The sequence below is a fragment of the Buttiauxella sp. B2 genome, assembly GCF_006376615.1.
Classification (GTDB): Bacteria; Pseudomonadota; Gammaproteobacteria; order Enterobacterales; family Enterobacteriaceae; genus Buttiauxella.
On record NZ_VEXQ01000001.1, the window covers coordinates 188,191 to 211,536 of the forward strand.

General features: G+C 49.5%; 22 protein-coding genes. 12 read left to right on the top strand and 10 right to left on the bottom strand.

Translation table 11 applies throughout. From position 1 onward, the window contains the following. Positions 1-27 precede the first annotated feature (27 nt). Genes xdhC through guaD form a run of 4 tightly spaced genes read right to left on the bottom strand, consistent with a single transcriptional unit; the run spans position 28 to position 5,900 of the window. The gene (xdhC, locus tag FH968_RS01040) at positions 28-798 is read right to left on the bottom strand and encodes a xanthine dehydrogenase accessory protein XdhC (RefSeq protein ID WP_139876535.1); all 771 of its coding nucleotides are present in this window, start codon (positions 796-798) and stop codon (positions 28-30) included. Beyond that, positions 795-3,140 carry a xanthine dehydrogenase molybdopterin binding subunit gene (gene xdhB / locus FH968_RS01045; RefSeq protein WP_139876536.1) on the bottom strand — a complete coding sequence of 782 codons (2,346 nt, stop codon included), beginning with the start codon at positions 3,138-3,140 and terminating at the stop codon, positions 795-797. The genes xdhC and xdhB overlap by 4 nt, the downstream gene beginning before the upstream one ends. Further along, positions 3,130-4,572: a xanthine dehydrogenase small subunit gene (gene xdhA, locus FH968_RS01050; protein WP_139876537.1), complete on the bottom strand. Its 1,443-nt coding sequence runs from the start codon at positions 4,570-4,572 to the stop codon at positions 3,130-3,132. Before xdhA ends, xdhB begins: the two co-directional genes overlap by 11 nt. Next, complete coding sequence (gene guaD, locus FH968_RS01055) at positions 4,569-5,900, bottom strand: guanine deaminase (protein ID WP_139876538.1); 1,332 nt, start codon at positions 5,898-5,900, stop codon at positions 4,569-4,571. The genes xdhA and guaD overlap by 4 nt, the downstream gene beginning before the upstream one ends. A 357-nt stretch (positions 5,901-6,257) precedes the next feature. Here guaD and ydfG point away from each other — a divergent pair, with 357 nt between their 5' ends. Together ydfG and FH968_RS01065 are read left to right on the top strand one after the other, a co-directional pair. Continuing rightward, positions 6,258-7,007 (top strand): bifunctional NADP-dependent 3-hydroxy acid dehydrogenase/3-hydroxypropionate dehydrogenase YdfG, encoded by a 750-nt coding sequence (gene ydfG, locus FH968_RS01060; protein WP_139876539.1) that lies wholly within the window; start codon positions 6,258-6,260, stop codon positions 7,005-7,007. A gap of 92 nt (positions 7,008-7,099) precedes the next feature. Next, positions 7,100-7,786, top strand: coding sequence for a GntR family transcriptional regulator (locus tag FH968_RS01065; RefSeq protein ID WP_139876540.1), 687 nt, complete (start codon positions 7,100-7,102; stop codon positions 7,784-7,786). A 31-nt stretch (positions 7,787-7,817) separates the two neighbouring features. Here the strand turns inward: FH968_RS01065 and FH968_RS01070 are convergent, their stop codons facing one another. From FH968_RS01070 to FH968_RS01090, 5 genes are all read right to left on the bottom strand, one after another. Beyond that, the gene (locus FH968_RS01070) at positions 7,818-9,269 is read right to left on the bottom strand and encodes a mannitol dehydrogenase family protein (RefSeq protein ID WP_139876541.1); all 1,452 of its coding nucleotides are present in this window, start codon (positions 9,267-9,269) and stop codon (positions 7,818-7,820) included. 139 nt (positions 9,270-9,408) lie between these two features. Further along, positions 9,409-10,809 (bottom strand): MFS transporter, encoded by a 1,401-nt coding sequence (locus FH968_RS01075; protein ID WP_189388936.1) that lies wholly within the window; start codon positions 10,807-10,809, stop codon positions 9,409-9,411. A gap of 64 nt (positions 10,810-10,873) precedes the next feature. Then, positions 10,874-11,887, bottom strand: coding sequence for a Zn-dependent oxidoreductase (locus FH968_RS01080; protein WP_139876542.1), 1,014 nt, complete (start codon positions 11,885-11,887; stop codon positions 10,874-10,876). A gap of 13 nt (positions 11,888-11,900) precedes the next feature. After that, the gene (gene rspA, locus FH968_RS01085) at positions 11,901-13,115 is read right to left on the bottom strand and encodes a starvation-sensing protein RspA (protein ID WP_139876543.1); all 1,215 of its coding nucleotides are present in this window, start codon (positions 13,113-13,115) and stop codon (positions 11,901-11,903) included. Between the two features lie 189 nt (positions 13,116-13,304). Continuing rightward, complete coding sequence (locus FH968_RS01090; protein WP_139876544.1) at positions 13,305-13,631, bottom strand: YnfA family protein; 327 nt, start codon at positions 13,629-13,631, stop codon at positions 13,305-13,307. Positions 13,632-13,742: 111 nt separating this feature from the next. Here FH968_RS01090 and FH968_RS01095 point away from each other — a divergent pair, with 111 nt between their 5' ends. Next, complete coding sequence (locus FH968_RS01095; RefSeq protein WP_139876545.1) at positions 13,743-14,093, top strand: DUF1283 family protein; 351 nt, start codon at positions 13,743-13,745, stop codon at positions 14,091-14,093. Between the two features lie 52 nt (positions 14,094-14,145). Next, a complete protein-coding gene (gene speG, locus FH968_RS01100; RefSeq protein ID WP_139876546.1) occupies positions 14,146-14,703 on the top strand; it encodes a spermidine N1-acetyltransferase in 558 nt (185 codons plus the stop codon). 55 nt (positions 14,704-14,758) lie between these two features. Here the strand turns inward: speG and FH968_RS01105 are convergent, their stop codons facing one another. Continuing rightward, positions 14,759-15,799, bottom strand: a complete 1,041-nt coding sequence (locus FH968_RS01105) for an oxidoreductase (protein ID WP_139876547.1) — start codon at positions 15,797-15,799, stop codon at positions 14,759-14,761. 275 nt (positions 15,800-16,074) lie between these two features. Here FH968_RS01105 and FH968_RS01110 point away from each other — a divergent pair, with 275 nt between their 5' ends. From FH968_RS01110 to nth, 8 genes are all read left to right on the top strand, one after another. Further along, on the top strand, positions 16,075-16,515 hold the full coding sequence (locus FH968_RS01110) for a DUF2569 domain-containing protein (RefSeq protein ID WP_139876548.1): 441 nt from the start codon (positions 16,075-16,077) through the stop codon (positions 16,513-16,515). 78 nt (positions 16,516-16,593) lie between these two features. Next, positions 16,594-17,175: an electron transport complex subunit RsxA gene (gene rsxA / locus FH968_RS01115; RefSeq protein ID WP_139876549.1), complete on the top strand. Its 582-nt coding sequence runs from the start codon at positions 16,594-16,596 to the stop codon at positions 17,173-17,175. Beyond that, positions 17,175-17,753, top strand: coding sequence for an electron transport complex subunit RsxB (rsxB, locus tag FH968_RS01120; protein ID WP_139876550.1), 579 nt, complete (start codon positions 17,175-17,177; stop codon positions 17,751-17,753). Before rsxA ends, rsxB begins: the two co-directional genes overlap by 1 nt. Continuing rightward, a complete protein-coding gene (gene rsxC, locus FH968_RS01125; RefSeq protein WP_139876551.1) occupies positions 17,746-19,815 on the top strand; it encodes an electron transport complex subunit RsxC in 2,070 nt (689 codons plus the stop codon). The genes rsxB and rsxC overlap by 8 nt, the downstream gene beginning before the upstream one ends. Beyond that, positions 19,816-20,865 (top strand): electron transport complex subunit RsxD, encoded by a 1,050-nt coding sequence (rsxD, locus tag FH968_RS01130; RefSeq protein ID WP_139876552.1) that lies wholly within the window; start codon positions 19,816-19,818, stop codon positions 20,863-20,865. Between the two features lie 9 nt (positions 20,866-20,874). Next, entirely contained in the window at positions 20,875-21,501 is a 627-nt protein-coding gene (gene rsxG / locus FH968_RS01135) for an electron transport complex subunit RsxG (RefSeq protein ID WP_139876553.1), read from the top strand. After that, the gene (locus tag FH968_RS01140) at positions 21,498-22,184 is read left to right on the top strand and encodes an electron transport complex subunit E (RefSeq protein ID WP_139876554.1); all 687 of its coding nucleotides are present in this window, start codon (positions 21,498-21,500) and stop codon (positions 22,182-22,184) included. The genes rsxG and FH968_RS01140 overlap by 4 nt, the downstream gene beginning before the upstream one ends. Continuing rightward, complete coding sequence (gene nth, locus FH968_RS01145; RefSeq protein WP_139876555.1) at positions 22,184-22,819, top strand: endonuclease III; 636 nt, start codon at positions 22,184-22,186, stop codon at positions 22,817-22,819. The genes FH968_RS01140 and nth overlap by 1 nt, the downstream gene beginning before the upstream one ends. Positions 22,820-23,346 lie beyond the last annotated feature (527 nt).

Below are 23,346 nucleotides of genomic sequence, written 5' to 3' on the forward strand. Positions count from 1 at the left end.
TGCTAACCGCAAAAGATAATTTATAGCTCAACTGCCCACCTGATACACGGCAATAATCTCAGCGGCAATAGCCACGGCGATTTCCGCCGGGAGTTTACCTTTCACATCCGGCAGACCCACCGGGCAACGCAACGTACTGAGTTGCTCCTTCGTAATCCCTTTTCCCGCCAGCCGATACTCAAATCGCTGGCGTTTAGTGTGCGAGCCAATCAACCCAAAATATCGGTAATCACCACGTTTCAATATCGCCTCGGTCAGTTCCAGATCACGTGGGTGATGATGCGTCATGACGATAAAGTAACTTTGCGCGGGCGCGGCATTTACGGCATCAATAGGATCTTCTGCCTGCCAGGTTTTCACGCCTTTGGGTGTGCGGGTAAACATATCGGGCCGTTCATCCACCCAGGTTATGTGACAGGGTAACGTTTCCAGCAAGGCTACCAGCGCTTGTCCAACATGCCCTGCACCAAAAACCATAATCTGCGGTTGCGGCTGAATCAGTGGTTCGAATAATACGGTGGTCATCCCCCCGCAGCACTGACCAAGCCTTGCACCCAAATTGAAATGTTCGGTATGCGGTGAAGCAACCTGTTTTTCCAACATCTCTTGCGCCATCGCGATGCATTGATACTCGAGGTGTCCACCACCGATGGTCAGATAAGTTTGCTCACGCCCGACAATCATTTTAGTGCCGCAGTTCCTGGGCACCGATCCTTTGTCAGCCAACAGAGTTAGCAACACGCAAGGTTCGCGGCGTTCACGTAACCCCATCAGAATACTGATCCACTCATCGTTCATGGTGCCTCCTGACAACCCCAGAAAACACGCTCGGGTGTAGCTGGCGCATCAAGCAGCGGATGTTGTTGGTAATCCGTCACGCTTGCTACTGCATCTTGTAAGGCGCACCACACTGAAATCCCCAGCATAAATGGCGGTTCACCCACCGCTTTGGAACGATAAACGGTGGGTTGTGGGTTGGCATGGTTTTCCAGAAGATTTACCCGCAAATCGGCGGGCATATCGCTGATAGCAGGAATTTTGTAGCTCATTGGGCTGTCGGTCAGCAGCCGCCCTTTATCATCCCACACCAGCTCTTCACAGGTCAGCCAGCCCGCGCCTTGTACAAATCCACCTTCGATTTGCCCAATATCTAATGCTGGATTCAGAGAGTTGCCGACATCATGCAGGATGTCGGTGCGCAGTAAGCGGTACTCGCCAGTCAGCGTATCGATAATGACTTCCGAACACGCCGCGCCAAATGAGAAGTAGTAAAATGGCTGCCCGCGCCCTACTGCTCGATCGTAATGTATGCCTGGCACTTTGTAGAATCCCGTTGCAGAAAGCGGGACCTGATTTAACCAGGCCAGAGTAGCGATTTCAGTGAAACTAAAATATCGCCCTGGCACTTTCACCACGCCGTTTCGAAATTCCACTTGCTCTGGTTCACACTGATGAAGACGGCACAGCATTTCCACCAGCCGTTCTTTGATGGTCAGTGCGGCAATCTCAGCCGCTTTACCGTTCAGATCGGCACCGGAAGAAGCCGCCGTCGGAGAAGTGTTCGGCACTTTGCCCGTGTTAGTCGCCGTGACCTGAATCTGTTCCAGCGGAATTTGCAGCACTTCCGCCACCACTTGCGCCACTTTGGTATTCAGCCCTTGTCCCATTTCTGTACCGCCATGGTTTAGCTGCACAGTACCATCGGTGTAAATCAGCAGCAGCGCACCTGCCTGATTGAGAAAACTCGAGGTAAAGGAGATACCGAATTTCACTGGTGTTAGCGCCAGACCGCGCTTTAGCACTGGGCTTTGGCGGTTAAACTCGCTTATTGCAGCGCGGCGGTTTTGGTAATCGGCACTGTTCTCAAGCTGGTGAGTGATTTGCGACAGGATGTTGTGCTCAACTTTTTGATGGTAGTGCGTGATATTACGCTCGGTGTCACCATAGTAATTGCGCTTGCGCACTTCCAGCGGGTCAAGTCCTAACTCACGCGCAATGTGGTCCATTATCTGTTCGATGGCGACCATTCCCTGCGGCCCGCCAAATCCGCGATAAGCCGTATTAGACGCCAGATTAGTTCGGCATCTATAGCCCGTCACCCGCGCATCACCGAGGTAATAAGCGTTATCGGCATGGAACATGGCACGATCACATATCGATCCTGATAGATCCAGCGAATAGCCGCAGTTTGCAGCCAGATCGATAACGACACCGTTAAGCATTCCGTCGTCGGTAAAACCCACGTCATAGCGCACAAAAAATGGATGCCGTTTACCGGTAATTCGCATGTCATCCCGGCGTGAAAGCCGCATTTTTGCGGGACGTCCGGTCAGTGCTGCCACCAGTGCTGCATGGCAAGCAATCCCCGCAGCCTGTGTTTCTTTGCCGCCAAAACCGCCGCCCATTCGGCGCATATCCACGGTAACTTTATTCATGGTCACTCCCAACACCGAGGCCACCAGCTTTTGTACCTCTGTCGGATGTTGGGTAGATGACCAGACCAGGACGCTGCCATCTTCACCGGGTTGCACCACAGCAATCTGCCCTTCAAGGTAAAAGTGTTCCTGACCACCAATATGGAATTGCCCTTGAATGCGATGAGAGGCTGTGGCAAGCGCTGAATCCGCATCACCCCGTTGATGAACGTGAGGTTCCTGCACATAGATTTTGCGCCGCAGTGCATCTTCAACATCCAGCACAGGCTCAAGCACTTCGTATTCGATCACTGCTTTTAAAACCGCAATGCATGCAGCTTCTGGCGTTTCAGCGGCAACTGTTAATACAATCTGGCCGTGGTATTCAACCAAATCACGGGCAAATAAAGGATCGGCTGGTGCAAGCGGGCCAATGTCCAACTCGCCAGGGACATCCTGCCAGCCAAACACCCGCACCACTCCCGGTATGGCGTAACACGCGGTGGTGTCAATGTTGATGATTCGCGCATGGGCGTGTTGGCTTAGGACCGGGCAAAGGTACAACATGCCCGGTAAGCTTAGCTTGTCGTCAATGTATTCCGCTTTGCCGCTAACGTGTTTATCGGCGCTTTCATGTTTACGGCTTTGGCCGGCACCGCCATTCATTTCACGGGAAAACTGTTCGATCAATGCCTGTTCGGAAAGGCGCGCGGGGTTAGTTGACATAGTTATTTACCTCAAGCGCGTAGTGTTTTTCAGTGTGCAGCAGCAACAGGCGTTTAAGAAGATTTTGCGCGATCTTCAAGCGGTAGAGCCCTGAACCACGGAAATCGCTTAACGGCTGGAAGTCATCTACCAGCGCCTCGCATACCTGCTCGAGCGTCTGCTGGTTAAGTTGCGCCCCCAAAAGCCGCTGTTCTGCGCGTTTTGCCCGCGCCGGAATAGCGGCCATTCCACCGAATGCCAGATACGCACTCACCACAATCCCTTCATTCAGATGGAGATTAAACGCGCCAAATACTGTCGAAATGTCATCGTCCATGCGTTTAGAAATTTTCCATGCGGCAAACGTCGGGGAGATGGATTCCCTATTAATAAGCACGGCACTGATAAACTCGCCTGGCTGTAACGCTGTTTTGCGATAGTCCAGGAAGAATTGGTTGAGCGGCAAAAGGCGAGTGGAATCACCACAACGCAATTCGACTACAGCCCCCAGCGCCAGCAGCATTGGCGCACCATCACCGATTGGCGAGGCGTTTGCCAGGTTTCCAACAAGCGTGCCGTTATTGCGAATTTGCGGCGATGCAAAACGTTCCAACGCCTGCGAAAACGCAGGGATATACGGCAGCAATTCGTTAAGACATGCCTGTAAAGTTGCCATCGCCCCAATACGGATTTGGCTTTCGGTCACGGTAATCGTTTTTAGTTCTGTCACCTGATTCATGCCAATAATCAGCGGCAGAGTCTGGTATTGCTGGGTAATCACCAGTGCCAGATCTGTTCCACCCGCTAATAAACGCGCCTGCGGATTTTGCTGATAAAGTGCCGCAAGTTGTGCCAGAGTTTTGGGTAGCAAACAGCGGTTGGACTTGGTTAACTCCACCATCTCCGGCTGTTGAAGGGATTTTAAATGCGCCAGGGTGTGTGCTTCGGTGCGCGTAAACTTATCGGGTTGTGCAGCACAACTTTGCTGCATTGCCTCGATAATCGGCCGATAACCCGTACAACGGCAGAGATTTCCAGCCAGGCTTCTTTCAATGTCATGGCGATCCACTCCCACCGCACTGCTCGCCTTTTGCAGTGCAAACCCTGACATCACAAAACCTGGCGTACAAAACCCGCATTGCGAAGCGTGGCAATCTGCCATTGCCTGCTGGACCGGATGCAATTTGTCACCGTCTGATAAATCTTCGATGGTCAGCAATTGTTTGCCATCAAGCTGACTCATCAGCGTGATGCAACTATTGGCTGTGTCATAACATATTTCCTCACCATCAACCCGTCCGATAACCACCGTACACGCGCCGCAATCACCGGATGCACACCCTTCTTTGCTACCACAACGATGCTCACTACCACGCAGCCAGTTCAACACCGTGGTATTGGGGTCAACATTCTCGAGCATTTTTACTGTTTGATTGAGCAAAAATTGAATCATGCCGCAACCTCCTGTGTGTCGCGTTGCCACACGCATTTGCCGTTTACCCAGGTGTGCCAGATGTTACGGTCATCACCGAGCGTCATCAGCACAAACAATTTTTCGTAGATGTCCCGGCTATTGGCATAGCGCAGTTTCTGAAGTGGCGTTACCGCCAGGTCCAGCACCACGAAATCAGCCTCTTTGCCAGGTAGGAAATTGCCAATTTTGTCGTCTAAATCCAGAGCGTGCGCGCCCCCCAATGTGGCGTGATAAAACGCTTCGCAGGCAGCCAGACGATAGCCTTGCAACTGGGCAACTTTGTATGCTTCCGCCAGCGTTTGCAGCATATTGAAGGTAGTGCCAGCGCCAACGTCCGTGCCAATACCCATGCGGATCCCTCGGTCATGGCACTGTTTTAAGTTAAACAAACCGCTGCCGAGAAACAGGTTTGAAGTTGGGCAAAAAGCGATGGTTGAATCTGTACGTTGCAGGCAATCCCACTCGCATTCCTGCAAATGGATAGCATGTGCAAATACGCAGCGTTTGCCGGTCAACTGATACTGATGATAAACGCCAAGGTAGCTTTCTGATTCCGGCCACAGGCTTTTCACCCAGGCGACTTCCTCGCTGTTTTCACTCAAATGTGTATGCAACCAGGTATCCGGAAATTCATCGCGCAGTGTTTGAACCACTGCCAGTAATTCAGGCGAGGATGTTGGAGCAAAGCGTGGCGTCAGCGCATAGTTTAATCGCCCATTTTTGTGCCAGCGCAAAACCAGTTCACGGGTTTGCTGATAGCTCTGTTCAGGCGTTTCGATAAGGTAGTCCGGCGCGTTGCGGTCCATCATCACTTTACCGGCGATAATACGCATCGAAAGATGTTCTGCGGCACTGAAAAGTGCATCAACGGACTGCGGATGAACAGTCCCGAACACCAGCGCCGTAGTAGTGCCGTTACTCAGTAATTGGTTAAGAAAGAACGCCGACATTTTTGCCGCGTGTGAGCTGTCCTGATACTGGCTCTCGACCGGAAAGGTATAAGTTTGTAGCCACTCCAGCAACTGTTCGCCATAAGCACCAATCATTTCAGTTTGCGGGTAATGTAGATGGGTATCGACGAAGCCCGGAATAATCAGCTTGCCGCGATAATCGATGTAATCACTTTCAGTTTGCAGATACGTGCGCCCCTCTTCCCACGGTAACAACGCAACCACCGTACCTGCGTCAAGAAAAAGCAGCGCATCTTCATGATGACGGGCATTCGCCAGCAACTCGTGAGGGCGGGTTCCAGTCTGTGTGATATCAAAAAATTGGCCGCGTAGCGCTTGCGTGTAATTAACTGTCATCGCCCGTACCTGTAATTGGTTTGTGAAGAATGAGTTAATTGTTGCAATGTTGATGCCATGTTTAAATTTAGATTTAATCATTTTGATAACAGTAGCTTAGATTACATAGTCAGACATCGCGCAACATTTGCGTAACTTTTTAGCAAGCAAACGGTTGCCTGACGCTGCAATCGGTTGCTATTTGGCATCATGGGTTGGATTGTTCAAAATTGAGGGATTACTTGCACCAGCACGTTGCGTTTAAGAGGCTCTGCTGCACCAGCAACGCGCAGCAGCTGCCATACTAAAGTTCAATTATCACTAACAGCCTTAGCGTGCTAAGGTATTGCGACACAAAAAGCGTTGAGGAACAGTGAGATGATTATTCTGGTAACCGGCGCCACTGCCGGATTTGGTGAGAGTATCACCCGTCGTTTTGTACAGCAGGGCCATAAAGTGATTGCCACTGGCCGTCGTCAGGAACGTCTACAAGAACTCAAAGATGAGCTGGGCGAAAGCATCATTACTCTACAGCTTGACGTGCGTAACCGCGCGGCTATCGACCAAGCGATGGAGCAGTTGCCTGCCGAATGGCGCAACATTGATGTACTGGTGAACAATGCAGGCCTCGCGCTGGGTATGGAACCGGCTCATAAAGCAGACCCGGATGACTGGGAAACGATGATCGATACCAACAATAAAGGCCTGGTCTATATGACTCGAGCGGTGTTGCCGGGTATGGTCGAGCGCAACCGTGGTCACATTATCAATATCGGTTCTACTGCCGGTAACTGGCCGTATGCAGGTGGCAACGTTTACGGCGCAACTAAAGCATTCGTGCGCCAGTTCAGCCTGAACTTGCGTGCAGACCTGCACAAAACGGCAATCCGTGTAACAGATATTGAGCCAGGTCTTGTGGGCGGAACTGAGTTTTCCAATGTACGATTCAAAGGTGATGACGGTAAAGTTGAAAAAACCTATGAAAATGCCAACGCCCTGACGGCTGAAGATGTGACCGAAGCCGTCTGGTGGGTAGCTACATTGCCAAAACACGTCAATATCAACACCCTTGAAATGATGCCAGTTAGCCAGTCGTTTGCCGGACTTAGTATCCACCGCGAAGGTTAACCGCTTTGCCCATACCCTAAGGTTTTAAGGTATGGGCGTGCTTGCAAATAAATGTTAAATTTGCAGGGTACTTCAACGATAAGAAAAAATTCATGTTGCCTTCAACTTTGCTTAATCCAACTCAGCCAGTTAACCAGCAAATTTACCGCATTCTGCGCCGTGATATTGTTCGTTGCTTAATTCCGCCTGGTACTCCCCTTTCTGAAAAAGAAGTGTCGATGCGGTTTGATGTATCACGCCAACCGGTACGCGAAGCCTTTATTAAATTGGCGGAAACTGGTCTGGTGCAAATTCGCCCGCAGCGTGGCACTTACGTAAATAAGATTTCTGTCAGCCAGGTGAAGAACGGCTGTTTTGTTCGCGAAGCAATTGAACGTGCGGTTGCGAAACGCGCAGCGAGTATGGCGACGGCTGAACATCTGTATGCACTTGAACAGTTACTGAATCAGCAGCGCACAGCGATTGAACGTAACCAACTGGATGATTTTTTCCAGTTAGATGATGAGTTCCACCAGCAGTTAGCACTGGTTGCCGATTGCCGCCTGGCCTGGGATACCGTCGAGAATATCAAAGCGACAATGGATCGAGTGCGTTATATGAGCCTGGATCACGTCTCACCGCCAGAGATGTTGCTTTCACAACATTACGATATTTTTGAAGCGCTTAAGCAGCATGATGAAGAGGGTGTGGATCAGGCAATGTATCGCCATCTGCATGAGATTAGCCAGTCAATATTGTTGATTCGTAAAGAGAAACGCGATTGGTTTAGTGAGGAATGATGACTCGCCCGTTACCGGGCGAGTACAGAACTTAGAACTTAGCAACCGTAGCTTTAGCGCCGTATTCACGCAATGCCAGATAAGACTCGGTGACTTGCTTCACGAATTTCTCGTTTGCAGGCAGATCGCTACCAAAGATTGTGTTCAGTGCCAGCAGCGCTTTAACACGGTTTTCCCCTTCTTTGCTTGCGTTCACCGCTTGCTGAATCGCTGGCAGTAAAGGATCGCTTACTTCAATTGGCGCCCCCTGCTCATCCACACCACCGACATAACGCATCCAACCCGCCACACCCAGTGCCAGCAGATCAAACTTGCTGCCGTTTGCTAAATGCCAGCGAATTGAGTCTAACCAGCGTTGTGGCAATTTCTGGCTACCATCCATAGCGATTTGCCAAGTACGGTGGCGCAGCGCAGGGTTGGTATACCGCGCAATCAGTGAATCGGCATATTTCGCCAAATCAACACCCTGCACTTTTAACGTTGGCGCTTGTTCTTGCAGCATTAATGCGTGCGCAGTACGACGATAGTTTTCATCCTGCATACAGTCGGAAATGTGCTGATAACCTGCCAGATAACCAAGGTATGCAAGGAATGAGTGGCTGCCATTAAGCATGCGCAGTTTCATTTCTTCGTACGGCAGAACATCTCTAACCAATTCGGCACCCGCTTTTTCCCACTCCGGGCGGCCAGCAACGAAGTTATCTTCAATCACCCACTGACGGAACGGTTCACAAGCCACTGCGGCAGGGTCAACAACGCCTGTCGCTTGTGCAACTTGTTCCAGCGTTTCAGCCGTTACCGCTGGGACAATACGGTCAACCATGGTCGATGGGAAAGTCACATGAGTTTCAATCCACGCAGCCAGTTCTGGGTTAATCGCCTGCGCGAATGCCGTGATAACGTTGCGGGTAACATGACCGTTTTCTGGCATGTTATCGCAAGACATAACGCTAAATGCACGAAGACCTGCAGCTTTACGGCGAGCCAGCGCTTCAACAATCACGCCAGGCGCTGATTTCGGCTGCTGTGGATTTGCGAGATCGTGTGCAATTAACGGATGGTCCAGCAGGATAGTGCCCGTTGCAGGGGTATGGCAGTAACCTTTTTCCGTCACAGTTAAGGAAACAATGGCAACATCAGGCTGAGTCAAAGCGGCAAATACCGCTTCCAGGCCATCGACCTGTGCGTGAATGGCGTTTTTCACTACACCCACAACACGGCAATGCCATGCGTCAGCAGACATTTCTGCCACGCTATAAAGGTTGTCTTGCTGTTTCAAATCAGAAATTTGTTGCTCGCCGCCAATCAGGTTGACTTCGCAGTAACCCCAGTCGCTACCGTGTTCATTGGCCAGGATGTCGGCGTAAACCGCCTGATGTGCACGATGAAACGCGCCGAAACCAAGATGAACGATGCGTGATGCCAGTTTGCTACGGTCATATTGTGGGAGAATAGCTTTTGCAGATAAGAGCTTGTTTTCCATTTTAAAACTCGCTGTGTAGTAACTTGGGGACAGCTACAGACTACCTGCTATGGTAGTCTGCATATTGATTTGCATTAAACTTTAGCGCTTTTGGTATGACACAAGGCGAAAGATGTATGACAACTCACATATTGCCAGTTCAGACGTGCAGCCCCTTCACTACTCGTTGAGTTGTTGGTGCTTCAGCAGCATCTTCCAGCACGCTAAGATCACGGTCTCTCACTTCTGGCATGATGAAAGCTGAAATCAGACCGATAACCGAGTACACCACCATCATCACGGCAATTGGCCACCAGGAATCGGTCATATTGACGAATATACCTGCCAGCAGAGGGCCAAAACCAACCGCAACCAGTCCGCCCACTTCTTTCGAAATCGCCATACGGGTAAAGCGGTTACGCGAGCCAAAAATTTCCGCCATAGTGATATTTTCCAGCGCAAATAACCCCAGTACCGCCACGTTATGAATAATGATGATGGAGGCCATAATCACATTCACATGGTGACTTTTATCCATAATCATCGACAGCATCGGGTAGGCAAGAATTATCGATGAAATACTCATGATAATGTACGGAATACGACGCCCTATTTTATCTGAGAGCCAGCCAAGGAATGGAATAGTGATAAAACCAATCACTGAGCTTATCATCAGGGCATCTGTCGGAATGCTTTTCTCAAAGAGTAATGTCTGAACTAAGTATCCCGCCAGGAAGGTTTGAATTAAGCCTGAATTACCGGCCTGGCCAAAACGCAGGCCGGTTGCCAACCAGAATGATTTACTGGTGAACATTGCTCCCAACGAATGTGTTTTGTCTGCTGCTTGTTTTGCAGTGGCACGGATTTCTCCTTCGTCGTTTACTTTTTCAAATATCGGGCTTTCTTTGAGGTTCAAACGCAACCAGATAGCGAAAATCATCACGACTGCACTGGCCAGGAACGGTATGCGCCAGCCCCATGCCAGTAACTCTTCTTTAGAGAGGATGAAGAACATTACAGCCCAAATTGCGGTTGCTGATAACGTACCGCAGTTTGTTCCCATTGCGACCAGAGAAGAAATAATGCCTCGCTTACCTTTAGGCGCATATTCAGCAAGCATTGTACCCGCACCAGATATTTCAGCGCCTGCTCCCAGCCCTTGAATAATACGTAATAAGACCAGCAATAATGGAGCAAAAATACCAATTTGTGCATAGGTCGGTAATACGCCAATTAATGTGGTACATATCCCCATCATAGTAATCGTAATAAATAACACTTTCTTACGGCCGATAGTGTCACCCATTCGACCAAAGAAAAAGGCTCCGGCTATACGTGCAATATAACCCGCTCCGTACGTGCCCATCGCCAATATAAGCGCCATTGCGGCGGACTGTTCCGGGAAGAATATTTCATGGAATACCAGTGCAGCACCAAGGGAATATAACTGGAAATCCATAAACTCCAGCGCTGTCCCCAACCAGCCAGATACCGCGGCTTTAACTAAATCGCTGGTGTTTCTTACAGGTTGAATATGGTTAATTTCTGTTGTTCTATTCATTATTCTGTTCTCTGAAATTTGTCGTTTGTAGGTACAGCAAATATTCGGGTACAGAGGTTGTTGCTTAGAATTTCAATAAGACCTTACAACATTGTTTCTGGTCTTTTTCGAAGAGTTCCATCGCGTCAAGCACCTGTGTATATGTGAACTGGTGGGTAATTAATTTCTCCGGCTGAATTTTGTGTTCGATCATCCAGTTAATGACCTGCGGGAAGCGATTGCTGTTTAAACGAGAGCTGTAAATAGTGAGCTCTTTGCTGGTTATTGCCTGCTGGTTCAGTACACACGGATCTGAAGAAAATCCCATTATGCCAATTCGCGCTGCAGGTGATGCCAGACCAATGGCTTCCGGCAAAATCGACGGATGGCAGGCAGCATCAATAATCAGCGTTGGCCGAATAGCAAGTTTTTCCAGCTCTGTTTTCAAATCAAGATTGGTGTTGTTAATCACGCGGTCTGCGCCGTTAGCTTTTGCCATATCAAGACGTTCGTCGACACGGTCTACAACGATAATTTCTTTTACGCCGTATACTCCGCGTAAAGCCTGTATCGAGGTCAACCCCATCGGCCCGGCTCCATAAATCAGTGCGGTATCGAGCGGACCTGGGTTCATTTGGCTACAAATGTTTGCTGCAATGGTAAACGGCTCGACCATAGTGGCTTCGTTGTCGGGAATAGAATCCGGCACGACATGTGCATTTATAGCCGGTAGCGTGACATATTCACTAAATCCGCCATCGCGATGTACTCCAATCACCTGGAGTTCCGTACAAACATTTGGCCGCCCGACGGAACATGGATAACAGTGACCGCAACTCACTACGGGGTCACCTACTACACGTTCACCAAGACGAGACTCGTTAACGCCTTCACCTACTGCATCAATCTTGCCAAAGAACTCATGGCCTATAACGCGCGGATATTTGGCAAAAGGATTATGTCCGCGATAAATATGCACGTCAGAACCGCAGATGCCGGCACTGATTACGCGAATACGCACTTCGCCATTTTGTGGCTGTGGAACAGAACGTTCTTCTATCACCAGTTTTTCTGGCAGCTGTACCGTTACGCTTTTCATGTTTTATCTCCTGTTACCAGTTCCACAAAGTGCCATCTTCTAAGCGAGCGACCGGCAAATATGCAGGTTCATAGGGATATTTCGCCGCCAGTTTTTCATCGAACTCAATGCCGAGCCCTGGTTTATCGCCTGGGTGCATATAACCGTTATCAAACGTCCAGCTATGCGGGAAGACTTCCAGCATTTGCTCGGAATAGCCCATATATTCCTGCACCCCAAAGTTCGGCACCCATAAATCGAAGTGCAGCGCGGCAGCCATGCAGACTGGTGAAAGATCGGATGGGCCATGTGAACCGGTGCGCACCTGATATAGCGAGGCAAAATCAGCAATGCGGCGCATACCGGTTATCCCCCCTGCATGGGTGATGGTGGTGCGGATGTAATCGATAAGTTGCTCTTCAATAAGCTGCTTACAATCCCAGATGCTGTTAAACACTTCACCGACAGCAATTGGCGTGACGGTGTGCTGGCGAATCAGACGGAAACACTCCTGGTTTTCTGCTGGAGTCGGGTCTTCCATCCAGAACAGGCGATGCTCTTCAATGCTTTTACCAAAACGCGCGGCTTCGATTGGCGTCAGGCGGTGATGCATGTCATGGAGTAAATGCTCGTTAAAACCAAATTTGCTGCGCACGGCTTCAAATAATTTCGGTGTAAAATCGAGGTATTTTTCGGTCGACCAAAACTGCTCTTCCGGCCAGTCGCCTTTGGTTGCCGGTTCGTAAGACAACCCTTTTCCTTTTGCCATGCCGTAGGTTGTTTTCATTCCCGGCACACCGCATTGCACACGAATAGCTTTAAAACCCATCTCTTTATGGCGTGCATAATCTTCCAGCACATCATCAATGGATTGACCTGTGGTATGGCAATAAACCATCACACCTTCACGTGATGCCCCACCCAACAATTGGTATAACGGCATGTTGGCGGCTTTCGCTTTGATGTCCCACAACGCCATATCGACGGCAGAAATCGCCGACATGGTTACCGGGCCTCGACGCCAGTAAGCGCCTTTATAGAAGAACTGCCAGATATCTTCGATACGATGTGCATCACGGCCAATTAGCTGCGGGCAAACATGATCGTTTAGATACGATGCAACCGGTAATTCACGGCCATTTAAGGTGGCATCACCCAAGCCTGTTAACCCATCGTCGGTGGTAATTTTCAGCGTGACAAAGTTGCGCCCAGGGCATGTAACAAATACTTCCGCTTTTACAATTTTCATTCAGGTTCCCTAACAACACATCAGATCATTGGTCATCAATATGTGTGAAGTTAGCCTCGCCCTAACTACCATACAAGTATGCAAATAAAAAATTGACGGACTGAGTCACAATTATTTTGTGACTCTTGCAGGAAATTACATCAAGGGTGCGAAGGGATTAGATGATTTACAGAGGAAAAGTGGGATTAATCAAGCCCGACCCCAGCCGGCAACAATAATCATCATTCCGCAAAAAGCAACGGATGCCCCTACCCAGTCGTAAGCGCTTAACTTGACGCCATCGACCCAGCGTAACCATAGCAATGCAGTAACGACGTATACGCCACCGTAGGCCGCATAAACACGCCCGCTAGCCGCAGGATGGAGGGTTAGCAACCAGACAAACATTGCTAAAGAGCATGCTGCGGGGATGAGTAATAATGGCGAACCATCACGCTTTAACCAGAGCCACGGCAAAAAGCAGCCAACGATTTCAGCCAGCGCGGTGATAAAAAAAAGTAAGGTTGTTTTGATCATATTGAACGTTGTCTGGGATAATGAGGTCAATTAGTGGGTCGCGCGATGTACGCCGCTCACCATGAACTATTTTATTTTAACAAAAGTGCTACACCCTAAAAGGAAACTGCAATGAACACAATCCTTCGCAAACGTCTATCCGCGGCAATCATGCCGCTGGCGTTGTTGCTGAGTGCATTTGCGTTTGTTCAACCCGCTCAAGCTCAGACTGATAAACTGATTATTGAATCTGGTGACAATGCGCAGACTCGCCAGGATGCGGCAATGGACAAAGAACAATGGAACGATACCCGCAATCTGCGTCAAAAAGTGAACAAACGCGTAGAAAAAGAGTGGGATAAAACAGACACCGCTTTTGATGCCCGCGACAGTTGCCAAAAAAGTGCCAACGTCAACGCCTATTGGGAACCTAATACCCTACGTTGTCTGGACCGCCGCACTGGCCATACTGTTGCACCTTAATAATTGATAAGGCTTCTTAACTGGAGCCATATGCACTTTGAAGGGAATTCAAATGAGCCACGACCTACAAATCAAGCTTCGTCCTCTTGAACGCGAAGATCTCCGTTTCGTCCATCAGTTGGATAATAACGCAAGCGTGATGCGCTATTGGTTTGAAGAACCGTACGAGGCGTTTGTCGAGCTATCCGATCTGTATGACAAACATATTCACGACCAAAGCGAGCGCCGCTTCGTTATCGAATGTAATGGTGAAAAAGCAGGTTTGGTCGAATTAGTCGAAATTAACCATGTTCACCGTCGAGCAGAATTTCAGATAATTATTTCACCTGATTATCAAGGAAAAGGCCTCGCCACCCGTGCCGCAAAACTGGCGATGGATTACGGTTTTATGGTGCTGAATTTGTATAAGCTGTATTTGATTGTTGATAAAGAAAATGAAAAAGCCGTGCACATCTATAAGAAGCTAGGTTTTATGGTGGAAGGTGAGTTAATCCATGAGTTCTTTATTAATGGCGAATACCGCAACACTATCCGTATGTGTATTTTCCAGCATCAGTATCTGGCTGAGCACAAAGGTGCAAATAGGCTGTTAAAACCAACGGCACAGTGACCGAACACATCTCACCCTGAATTATGCCAGGGTGAGATGTTACTAAACCCGTTCGCTACGCCAGATTCAGCGTTGCGCGGTGTTTTGCAGATTCCATACCCAATTCAATCATTTCCATAACCTGAATGGCTTGCGCCGCCGGAACTGGGTTTTCACCGTGTCCCGTCAGAGCATCACGAATTCCCGCATAGTAAGCCGGATAATTACCCGGAACCGTCAGCAACGTTTGTTCGGCCATCACGTCTCCCTGCGCAAGGGTTAACACACCATCACGCATGTCATAGCCCCAATCTTCCTGCGGCAGACGCTCACCAGCTTTCAGACGGTCTTCTTGCGGGTCAAGGCCATATTTAATGTAACTCCCGCGGGTGCCATGCACGATATAGCGCGCGGTTTCTGCCGCAGCCAGTAATGTGCCATGCAGCACGACACGACGTTGTGGATACGCCAGCACCGCGTGGAAGTAGTCAGTCGCTTGCGCGCCTGGACGAAGTTGGCCGAGATCAACGGTCAGGCTTACCGGTAAGCCAAAAAGATTCAGCGCCTGGTCGATAAGATGCGGACCCAAATCGTACCAAATCCCGCTCCCCACACCGGCCTGTTCACGCCAGCGGTTACGCACCTGCGGACGATAACGGTCAAAGTGTGATTCAAAGTACGCCACTTCACCCAAGGTGCCATCTGCCAGCAATGATTTCAGGGTTAAAAAATCACTGTCCCAACGGCGGTTGTGGAATACCGAAAGCAATAAGCCGCAGCTTTTTGCTAGTGCGTCCAGTTCACGCGCTTGTGACAACGTCACGGTAAACGGTTTATCAACAACCACATGTTTGCCCGCTTCCAGGGCAGCTTTTGCCAGTGGGAAATGCGTATCGTTTGGCGTTGGGATGACAATTAAATCAATATTTGGGTCGTTGAACAGATGATGAGGGTCAGAAACTACCGGCATGTTTGGCCAATCGGCATGAACTTTCGTGGCATCGCTGCTGGATACACCGGCCAGAACCATGCCCGGCGTGCCAACAATTAAAGGTGCATGAAAGGTCTTGCTGGCATAACCATAACCGATTAATCCAACACGAATGTTATCACTCATTTGCTTTCCTCATGATTTTGGACAACCTATTGGATACTATCCTGGCGATTGTAACAACAGGTAATTATATTGTTGCGAGCTAGTTGCGCATTCACCAGGCAACCGCCCGTCAGACGGTTTCAAGTGGGCGTCTTTTGGGGTTAGGTTATGTGCCTAAATCCCTCTGGTGTTATGTGTACAAAGCTCTCTCGGGTAGCAAAGCGCTGAAAAAACCTTATAATCCTCCCGCCTTATGAATCACATAATGAAAGTCTTATTCTTTTTTGGGAGGTCACATGACTACCACGCAAGCACCACGTATTGCAGGCTGGCTTCTTGCCCCTCTCGCATGGCTATTGATGACGTTACTCAGTAGTACTATTGCGCTGGCCATTTATCTTATGATGCTTATCTCCCCAGAAAGCCATCGACTTATGAGCGCACAAGGCCCCAAAATGGTGGCGTTTTGGTACACCTCTATTGCCTGTGCGATCGCCATGTGGGGTTACACCATGTGGTTGACTATCGCCTTCTTCAAGCGTCGTATAAATGTGGTACGTCATTATATTCTTTGGTTATTGTTGTCGGTACTGTTAGCGATTAAAGCCTTCGCGTTTTCCCCTGTGAGTGACGACCTGGCATTACGTCAGCTGTTGTTCCCTCTGTTGGCTGCTGCTTTGTTGGTTCCTTACCTCAAGCGCTCAAAACGCGTGAAGCAAACATTTATCAAGCCGTAATAACCCTATGATCACTCCGTTGTCGTTATCGGCTTATTGGCCGATAATAGACCGCTTTTTTTGTTTCAGGTCTTATTCATGACAGATTATTTGCTGCTCTTTGTTGGTACGGTACTGGTCAATAACTTCGTATTAGTGAAGTTTCTTGGCCTTTGTCCGTTTATGGGCGTTTCCAAAAAACTGGAGACGGCCATCGGCATGGGGCTTGCGACCACCTTTGTACTTACGCTTGCGTCAATTTGCGCGTGGCTAGTCAATGAGTTGATCCTTATTCCTCTCGACTTAGTCTATTTGCGTACGCTGGCATTTATTCTGGTGATTGCCGTTGTAGTGCAATTCACTGAGATGGTGGTTCGCAAAACCAGTCCGGCTCTCTATCGCCTGTTGGGTATCTTTTTACCGCTTATAACCACTAACTGCGCAGTGCTCGGTGTTGCGTTGCTGAATATCAATCTGGGTCATAACTTCCTGCAATCAGCGCTTTATGGTTTCTCAGCCGCGGTAGGTTTCTCGCTGGTGATGGTGCTGTTTGCTGCAATTCGTGAGCGCCTGGCAGTCGCTGATGTGCCTGCACCATTTCGCGGTAATGCCATCGCACTTATCACCGCTGGCTTAATGTCTCTGGCCTTTATGGGCTTTACTGGCCTGGTGAAGTTCTGATGAGTACGATTTGGATTGCTGTAATTTCGCTAGGCCTGTTGGGTCTGGTCTTTGGGCTTATCCTCGGATACGCCTCGCGTCGTTTTCGCGTCGAAGAAGACCCGATAGTCGATAAGATTGATGAGCTGCTGCCTCAAAGTCAGTGTGGGCAATGTGGATATCCTGGCTGTCGCCCGTATGCCGAAGCCGTTGGAAATCAGGGTGCGAAAATCAATCTCTGCGCCCCTGGTGGCGAAGCCGTGATGCATAAAATTGCCACTCTGCTTAACGTCGACCCGCAACCGATAGAAGGCGACGCGCAAGCCATAGAGCCGGTGCGCATGCTAGCTGTTATCGACGAAGCTAACTGCATCGGCTGCACAAAGTGCATTCAGGCTTGCCCGGTGGATGCCATCGTTGGTGCAACCCGCGCAATGCATACAGTAATTAGTGACCTCTGCACCGGATGCAATTTATGTGTCGACCCGTGCCCTACGCGTTGTATTGATTTGCGCCCGGTCGAAACCACCACAGAAAGCTGGAAGTGGGATCTACAAACCATCCCGGTTCGTATCATTCCGGTGGAGCAACATGTTTAAGTTATTTACCCGTTTCAAAAAAGATAAAATCTGGGATTTTGACGGTGGCATTCATCCACCGGAAATGAAAACCCAATCAAACGGTACGCCGATACGCCAGGTTCCGTTACCACAAAAGCTGGTTATTCCGTTGAAACAGCACATTGGTGCTGAGGGTGAACTGTGCGTAAAACCTGGTGATTATGTGCTGCGTGGTCAAGCATTGACCCGTGGGCGTGGTCGCATGCTTCCCGTTCATGCGCCGACTTCCGGAACAGTAACGGCAATTGCGCCCCACTCAACTGCTCATCCTTCGGCATTGGCTGAGCTGAGCGTGATTATTGAAGCCGACGGCGAAGATAAGTGGATTGAGCGCGACGGTTGGCAAAACTATGCCTCACACAGCCCTGAAGAGTTGATTGAGCGTATACATCAGTTTGGTGTCGCAGGATTGGGTGGTGCAGGCTTCCCAACTGGCAATAAATTGCAAGGTGGCGGCGATAAAATCGACACTTTGATAATCAATGCTGCCGAATGCGAGCCTTATATTACTGCCGATGACCGCTTGATGCAGGATTGCGCGGCGCAAATCATTGAAGGTGTGCGGATTCTTGCGCATATCCTGCAACCACAGCGCGTATTAATTGGTATTGAAGACAACAAACCGCAGGCTATTTCAATGCTGCGTGCGGTGCTTTGCAATACACACGGCATTCAGCTGCGAGTGATCCCAACCAAATATCCGTCCGGTGGCGCAAAACAGCTCACGCAAATTCTGACGGGCAAACAAGTACCACAAGGTGGGCGTTCATCTGATATCGGCGTGTTAATGCAAAACGTCGGTACGGCATTCGCGGTAAAACGCGCCATTATCGACGGCGAACCATTAACCGAACGCGTGGTGACATTAACCGGCGGCGCGGTTCAGCAGCCAGGAAATGTGTGGGCACGGATGGGTACACCCGTACGCCATTTACTGGATTTTGCCGGTTTCCGTCCGGGCCACGATCAGCAAGTCATTATGGGTGGCCCGTTGATGGGGTTTAGCCTGCCGTGGTTGGATGTTCCGGTGGTCAAAATTACCAACTGTTTGCTTGCCCCTTCCGCCAATGAAATGGGCGAATCGCAGGAAGAACAGAGCTGTATCCGTTGTAGCGCCTGTGCTGATTCTTGCCCGGCGGATTTATTACCGCAGCAGCTTTATTGGTTTAGCCGTGGGCAACAACACGATAAAGCGCAGTCTCATAACCTGAAAGACTGTATCGAATGCGGCGCTTGCGCGTATGTCTGCCCAAGCAATATTCCGCTGGTACAGTATTTCCGGAAAGAAAAAGCCGAGATCCGCGAAATCGAGCTTGAAGCGAAACGTACTGCCGAAGCGAAAGTTCGCTTTGAAGCACGTCTGGCACGTCTTGAGCGTGATAAAGCGGCACGTCTTGAACGCCATAAGCAAGCTGCGGTTCAACCTACCGCCAAAGATAATGACGCAATTCAGGCAGCACTTGCACGGGTTAAAAGTAAAAAAGCACAAGGCGATGAGCCTATTGTTGTTCAGGCAGGGAGCTTGCCTGATAACCAGCAAGTGATTGCCGCACGTGAAGCCCGTAAAGCGCAGGCCCGCCTACGCCAGGCTGAAAAAGAAACCCAGGAAAACGTAACAACAACCAGGACAAGCGACCCGCGTAAAGCGGCTGTCGAAGCGGCTATTGCTCGTGCTAAAGCGCGTAAAGCTGCACTTGCCAGTGACTCTCAACCAGCGGTTGAAGCCGCTTCGGTTGATACTGTCGACCCACGCAAAGCGGCTGTCGAAGCGGCTATTGCCCGCGCTAAAGCGCGTAAAGCTGCACTTGCCAGTGACTCTCAGCCAGCAACTGAAGTCGCGGTAGTTGAAACTATCGATCCGCGTAAAGCGGCTGTTGAAGCCGCTATCGCCCGCGCTAAAGCGCGTAAAGCTGCACTTGCTGAGCAACAATCTGTCGAAGAGCCGGCCGCTGAACAAGATCCGCGCAAAGCGGCAGTTGCAGCGGCTATCGCTCGTGTTCAGGCACGTAAAGCCGCGCAACAAATGGTATCAGAGGAATAAATGGTTTTTAAGATAGCAAGCTCCCCTTATACCCATAACCAACGCAGCACTTCACAGATTATGTTGCTGGTTACCTATGCCACTTTGCCGGGAATGGTGATGCTGTGGTACTGGTTTGGTTGGGGCAGTCTGATACAAATCGCTTTAGGTATTTTGACTGCGGTTGCCGCAGAATTGCTGGTACTTAAACTTCGTAAACAACCGCTACGAATCCTGGGTGATAACTCTGCCGCGTTAACCGGATTATTACTGGGGATGAGTATTCCGCCCCTTGCCCCATGGTGGATGGTCATTCTCGGCACTGTTTTCGCCGTGATCATTGCTAAACAGTTGTATGGTGGGCTTGGCCATAATCCATTTAATCCCGCAATGGTCGGTTATGTGGTATTGCTGATTGCCTTCCCAGTGCAAATGACATCGTGGTTGCCTCCGCATTCACTGGCAGCGACCGTGCCAGGCTTCGCTGATTCACTGCATGTCATTTTCTCGGGCGCCACGTTAGCTGGCGACACTATGTCGCAGTTACGCATGGGTATTGATGGCATCAGTCAGGCCACTCCGCTGGATACTTTTAAAACAGGTTTGCGTGCAGGGCATTCGGCAAACGACCTGTTGCAAGCGCCAATCTATAACGGTGTTCTGGCGGGAATTGGCTGGCAATGGATTAACCTCGCCTTTTTAGCCGGCGGCCTGTTCCTGGTGATGAAAGGTACTATCCGCTGGCATATTCCGGTTAGTTTCCTGTTGATGCTGGCGGTGTGTTCAACTCTCGGTTGGATGTTTGCTCCGGAAAAATGCGCATCTCCGGTAATTCATCTATTTTCCGGCGCAACAATGCTGGGTGCATTTTTCATTCTGACCGACCCAGTTACCGCCTCGACGACCAATCGCGGACGCCTGATTTTTGGTGCACTGGCAGGTTTACTGGTTTGGTTGATTCGTACATACGGTGGTTATCCTGATGGTGTCGCTTTCGCCGTTTTGCTGGCAAATATCACCGTGCCGCTGATTGATTACTACACCCGCCCTCGTGCTTATGGGCATCGCTAAGGAACCATCATGCTGAAAACAATGCAAAAACATGGTGTGACTTTGGCACTGTTTGCCGCGCTGGCCACCGGGCTGACTGCGGTCGTCAATGCGTTAACCAAAGACACCATCGAACAACAGGCGGTTGCACAGCAGAAGCTATTGTTTGATCAGGTTATTTCCGCCGACAGTTACGACAACGATATTCAGGCCAGTTGCGTCGTCGTGAATAACTCGCCGTTAGGGAAAGGTGCACGCCATATTTATGTTGCCCGTAAAGGTGAACAGCCCATTGCTGTAGTGATGGAAGCTACGGCACCTGATGGTTATTCTGGTGCCATTCAGCTCCTGGTTGCGGCAGATTTTAACGGCAAAGTGCTGGGTACCCGCGTGACTGAACATCATGAGACCCCTGGTCTTGGCGATAAAATCGAGATGCGCCTGAGCAATTGGATCTCCCACTTTGCCGGGAAAATTATTCGTGGCAGTGATGATACAAGCTGGGCTGTAAAAAAAGATGGCGGTCAATTTGACCAATTTACTGGTGCCACAATCACGCCACGTGCTGTTGTAAATGCGGTAAAACGTGCGGGATTGTTCGCAGAAACTTTACCATCGCAAATTGAAAATCTACCTGTTTGTGGAGCACAACCATGAGCGAAGTAAAAAATATTGTCGTTCAGGGGCTATGGAAAAATAACTCCGCACTGGTACAACTTTTAGGGCTGTGTCCGCTACTGGCAGTAACATCCACGGCAACGAATGCCCTCGGCCTTGGCCTTGCAACAACGCTTGTACTGGTTCTGACCAATAGCGCCGTTTCTGCGCTGCGTCGCTGGGTGCCAGCTGAAATCCGTATTCCTATTTATGTAATGATCATTGCCTCGGTCGTTAGCACCGTACAAATGCTAATCAACGCTTACGCCTACGGTTTGTATCAATCGCTGGGGATCTTCATCCCGCTGATTGTGACCAACTGTATTGTTATTGGCCGAGCGGAAGCTTTTGCTGCCAAAAGCAGTGTGCCTCTTGCCGCTCTGGATGGCTTCGCCATTGGCATGGGCGCCACCAGCGCAATGTTTGTATTAGGCTCGCTACGTGAAATCATCGGTAACGGAACGCTGTTTGACGGTGCTGATGCGCTACTCGGCAGTTGGGCAAAAGTATTACGCATTGAAGTCTTTCATACCGATACACCTTTTCTGCTCGCCATGTTACCGCCGGGTGCATTTATCGGGCTGGGTTTAATGCTGGCAGTTAAGTATCTTATTGATGAGAAAATGAAAGCGCGCCGCGCGGCGAAAGCTGTTGCACCGGAAGGTAATCCAGAGAAAGCGTAATGAATAAGACCAAACGGCTTGAGATCCTCACGCGCCTGCGTGATAACAATCCTCACCCTACGACTGAGTTACAGTTCAGTTCTCCTTTTGAACTACTGATTTCCGTTTTACTTTCCGCACAGGCAACGGACGTCAGCGTCAATAAAGCGACAGCTAAGCTGTATCCGGTGGCGAATACACCGCAAGCAATGCTCGATTTGGGCGTTGACGGCGTCAAGTCGTACATCAAAACCATCGGCTTGTTTAACAGCAAGGCTGAGAACGTTATCAAGACCTGCCGGATGTTGATTGATTTGCATAACGGTGAGGTTCCGGAAGATAGAGCCGCTCTGGAAGCATTACCGGGTGTTGGGCGCAAAACGGCGAATGTCGTGCTCAATACTGCCTTTGGTTGGCCTACCATCGCCGTAGACACCCATATATTCCGTGTCTGTAACCGTACAAACTTTGCACCGGGTAAGAATGTTGAGCAGGTAGAAGAAAAACTACTGAAGGTTGTTCCGGCAGAATTTAAAGTCGATTGCCATCACTGGTTAATCTTGCATGGCCGTTATACGTGTATTGCTCGCAAACCACGCTGTGGCTCTTGCATCATCGAAGATCTATGTGAATTCAAAGAGAAAATAGACATCTAATCCCGTCGCCTGCTGCACGGGTAGCAGGCTGCTTCTTTAGTTAATCCCCCGCCTGTCTGCATCAGTAACCCATTCCATTGATTTATCCTGCTAATCATTGCCGCCTCATATACATCATCTGGTGAATAATCACCCGAACAGGTTAATCGTTTTTTTACGATAAGAATTTTCCATAACTATGTGACACAGATCACACTGATAACCCAATGTTAAATTTAGGTCATCAAAATGAAACAAATAACCTCGTATTAAGCAGAGACAACCCATTACAAGCAGTACAATAAGCCACACAAATCTTTACACCCAACCCATATCACTAGATATTTAGCTATAGAGCAGAATATATAACTAAAATGATTTTATTTTGTCATTCCTAAAGAGAATAAATGGGTAAAGCTCATTTTGATAAAATTTAACGCTGAATAACAATTTGCTTTGCGGAGCTTTATCCCGCCCAAGATAAATGTAACAGATTATTACAAACCCCTTGCCTGAATCCGCAGGATAGTGAACATTACCCGCCGTTT

Coding starts and splice junctions, on each gene's coding strand:
- xdhC (WP_139876535.1), bottom strand. CDS start 798: ATGAACGATGAGTGGATCAGTATTCTGATGGGGTTACGTGAACGCCGC.
- xdhB (WP_139876536.1), bottom strand. CDS start 3,140: ATGTCAACTAACCCCGCGCGCCTTTCCGAACAGGCATTGATCGAACAG.
- xdhA (WP_139876537.1), bottom strand. CDS start 4,572: ATGATTCAATTTTTGCTCAATCAAACAGTAAAAATGCTCGAGAATGTT.
- guaD (WP_139876538.1), bottom strand. CDS start 5,900: ATGACAGTTAATTACACGCAAGCGCTACGCGGCCAATTTTTTGATATC.
- ydfG (WP_139876539.1), top strand. CDS start 6,258: ATGATTATTCTGGTAACCGGCGCCACTGCCGGATTTGGTGAGAGTATC.
- FH968_RS01065 (WP_139876540.1), top strand. CDS start 7,100: ATGTTGCCTTCAACTTTGCTTAATCCAACTCAGCCAGTTAACCAGCAA.
- FH968_RS01070 (WP_139876541.1), bottom strand. CDS start 9,269: ATGGAAAACAAGCTCTTATCTGCAAAAGCTATTCTCCCACAATATGAC.
- FH968_RS01075 (WP_189388936.1), bottom strand. CDS start 10,809: ATGAATAGAACAACAGAAATTAACCATATTCAACCTGTAAGAAACACC.
- FH968_RS01080 (WP_139876542.1), bottom strand. CDS start 11,887: ATGAAAAGCGTAACGGTACAGCTGCCAGAAAAACTGGTGATAGAAGAA.
- rspA (WP_139876543.1), bottom strand. CDS start 13,115: ATGAAAATTGTAAAAGCGGAAGTATTTGTTACATGCCCTGGGCGCAAC.
- FH968_RS01090 (WP_139876544.1), bottom strand. CDS start 13,631: ATGATCAAAACAACCTTACTTTTTTTTATCACCGCGCTGGCTGAAATC.
- FH968_RS01095 (WP_139876545.1), top strand. CDS start 13,743: ATGAACACAATCCTTCGCAAACGTCTATCCGCGGCAATCATGCCGCTG.
- speG (WP_139876546.1), top strand. CDS start 14,146: ATGAGCCACGACCTACAAATCAAGCTTCGTCCTCTTGAACGCGAAGAT.
- FH968_RS01105 (WP_139876547.1), bottom strand. CDS start 15,799: ATGAGTGATAACATTCGTGTTGGATTAATCGGTTATGGTTATGCCAGC.
- FH968_RS01110 (WP_139876548.1), top strand. CDS start 16,075: ATGACTACCACGCAAGCACCACGTATTGCAGGCTGGCTTCTTGCCCCT.
- rsxA (WP_139876549.1), top strand. CDS start 16,594: ATGACAGATTATTTGCTGCTCTTTGTTGGTACGGTACTGGTCAATAAC.
- rsxB (WP_139876550.1), top strand. CDS start 17,175: ATGAGTACGATTTGGATTGCTGTAATTTCGCTAGGCCTGTTGGGTCTG.
- rsxC (WP_139876551.1), top strand. CDS start 17,746: ATGTTTAAGTTATTTACCCGTTTCAAAAAAGATAAAATCTGGGATTTT.
- rsxD (WP_139876552.1), top strand. CDS start 19,816: ATGGTTTTTAAGATAGCAAGCTCCCCTTATACCCATAACCAACGCAGC.
- rsxG (WP_139876553.1), top strand. CDS start 20,875: ATGCTGAAAACAATGCAAAAACATGGTGTGACTTTGGCACTGTTTGCC.
- FH968_RS01140 (WP_139876554.1), top strand. CDS start 21,498: ATGAGCGAAGTAAAAAATATTGTCGTTCAGGGGCTATGGAAAAATAAC.
- nth (WP_139876555.1), top strand. CDS start 22,184: ATGAATAAGACCAAACGGCTTGAGATCCTCACGCGCCTGCGTGATAAC.